Annotated in this window: 1 protein-coding gene; it reads left to right on the top strand. The window is 63.4% G+C overall.

Annotated features, from left to right (window positions below; genetic code table 11):
- Window positions 1–202 precede the first annotated feature (202 nt).
- The gene (locus ITP53_RS59950; protein WP_268961528.1) at window positions 203–337 is read left to right on the top strand and encodes a hypothetical protein; all 135 of its coding nucleotides are present in this window, start codon (window positions 203–205) and stop codon (window positions 335–337) included.
- The last annotated feature ends 217 nt before the right edge of the window (window positions 338–554 follow it).

Genomic DNA, 554 nt, shown 5'->3' with positions numbered 1-554 from the left:
TCACGCTGTTGAGCTGGGACTTTACTGGTCCGAGCAGCGTCGCAGCCACCAAGCTCGAGCACGCAGGCACCACTTCAAGCGGCACCTGCGCCTACAGGTCCTACAGATCTAGCTATGTAGTACTAGGACCGCGCTGAATGCGGGCCTGATGGCGCTTCGTGATCATGGAGCGCCATCAGACCCGCGAGGCACGGTTGTGCTCGTGCTCACCGGGGGTGTGGCCTGGCGAGGACCGGGCAACGAGGTGGCCGGATTCGGCAGCTCGGTCCTGTCCATCATCGGCATCGTCTTCGTGATCCTAGGGGTGATCGCGGGGGTGCTGGTGCCCGCCGAGTAGCCGGGGGGTGAGATTCCCCCCGGCTACTCGGTGACACCCACGCACACGTCGGGACGATCACTCAGGGCAACCATCGGAATCCAGAAATGCGGTAAGCAATCAGAAGGTTCTGTGACGCTGGGTGATACGTGCTGATCAGGCGTCGAGTGCGATCGGCGGCATCCAGAGGTTGCCGGTAAAGGCGCGGTGGATCGCCTCGAAGGCGCTCAGCCCGTGC

Source organism: Nonomuraea cypriaca (assembly GCF_015645445.1).
GTDB classification, from domain to species: domain Bacteria; phylum Actinomycetota; class Actinomycetes; order Streptosporangiales; family Streptosporangiaceae; genus Nonomuraea; species Nonomuraea cypriaca.
Note: the sequence above shows the minus strand (reverse complement) of the source record. Positions and strands in the feature narration are given on the sequence as shown.